Raw genomic sequence first — 1080 nt, forward strand, 5'->3', positions numbered from 1 at the left:
CGCACCAACGTTCTCTACGCCCTCATCCGTGACAACCGGACCTGGCAACCTGATTCACCCCCGGTCACCGCCGCGGCTTGACTTCTTCATTGAGAGTCCTTTCAGCATGTGGAACCGCGGTCAGTCCGCGCCGCCCGCCATCCTATCTACGTACTCACACCGTAGAACAACGGGCCCGGAGATGGCCGGTCTCGCGGTGCGAGCCTCCACATGGCGTCGCCAACCCGATTCCAGCGGACATCCGTTCCTGGCTGTGGCGAAGACGCGAATGACCGACACTGGCGGAATACCCACGGGGGGTATATTGTCTCCTTGTGTAGATACCCCACCGGGGTATGAAGGAGCTGTGTCATGTGCGCAAGCAGGTGACCGTCGGTTGGCGCCTTCGCGATGCGGCGAAAGGCGCTGCCTACATAGTCATTGCCCACAGCTAGCGAGGAAGGAATACATCATGGCCACCAGCGAATACCAGGTGACAGGCATGACCTGCGGGCACTGCGAGATGTCGGTGCGCGAGGAAGTCGGTGGGATCGACGGTGTCGAGGACGTCGACGTCAGCACGGCGACCGGCAGGCTGGTCGTCACCAGCACCGAGCCGATCGACGATGCGGCTGTACTCGCCGCTGTCGACGAAGCTGGCTATACCGCGGTGCGCGTCTGATGACTTGTTCGCCGCTCAAGAGTCTTGAACAGCCAAACCGCCACGTTGGCAGCGATTGGCCGACGTCTGAGCCTGGACCCGAAAGGACACCCTCAACCATGACAGATCACGGCGCTGCCACCGGCACCAGCCATCACCACCACGAGCACGAGCACGATCACGACTCGGTGGACCCGGGCGTCGACGCAGCCGAGTGCCCGGTCATGCCCGGACGGTTCGTGGCCAAGGCCAAAGCTGAAGCCAAGGGCTGGGTCCGCCAGTACGCCGGGCGCACCTACTGGTTGTGCTGTGCTGGATGCGTCCCTAAGCCTCGATCCACCGATAAATTGGTTGGTCGTGGGGTGTCGGAATGAGGAAAGTGCCCCTTGAGCTGGGAGGATTGGTGTTCTCTACGCATCAATCAGGCCAGTTCAGAAAGG

At 61.9% G+C, this 1080-nt stretch carries 2 protein-coding genes; both read left to right on the forward strand.

All coding sequences use genetic code 11. The features are described from left to right. The first annotated feature begins 451 nt into the window (after nt 1-451). The gene (locus tag MCHLDSM_RS21690) at nt 452-661 is read left to right on the forward strand and encodes a heavy-metal-associated domain-containing protein (protein WP_048471962.1); all 210 of its coding nucleotides are present in this window, start codon (nt 452-454) and stop codon (nt 659-661) included. A 98-nt stretch (nt 662-759) separates the two neighbouring features. Next, the gene (locus tag MCHLDSM_RS36500) at nt 760-1014 is read left to right on the forward strand and encodes a hypothetical protein (protein WP_082169012.1); all 255 of its coding nucleotides are present in this window, start codon (nt 760-762) and stop codon (nt 1012-1014) included. Nucleotides 1015-1080 lie beyond the last annotated feature (66 nt).

It is taken from the genome of Mycolicibacterium chlorophenolicum (assembly GCF_001044235.1).
Lineage (GTDB): Bacteria > Actinomycetota > Actinomycetes > Mycobacteriales > Mycobacteriaceae > Mycobacterium > Mycobacterium chlorophenolicum.

Bases quoted from the DNA above. Each gene is read 5' to 3' on its own strand.
- MCHLDSM_RS21690 (WP_048471962.1), top strand. From the start codon at position 452: ATGGCCACCAGCGAATACCAGGTGACAGGCATGACCTGCGGGCACTGC.
- MCHLDSM_RS36500 (WP_082169012.1), top strand. From the start codon at position 760: ATGACAGATCACGGCGCTGCCACCGGCACCAGCCATCACCACCACGAG.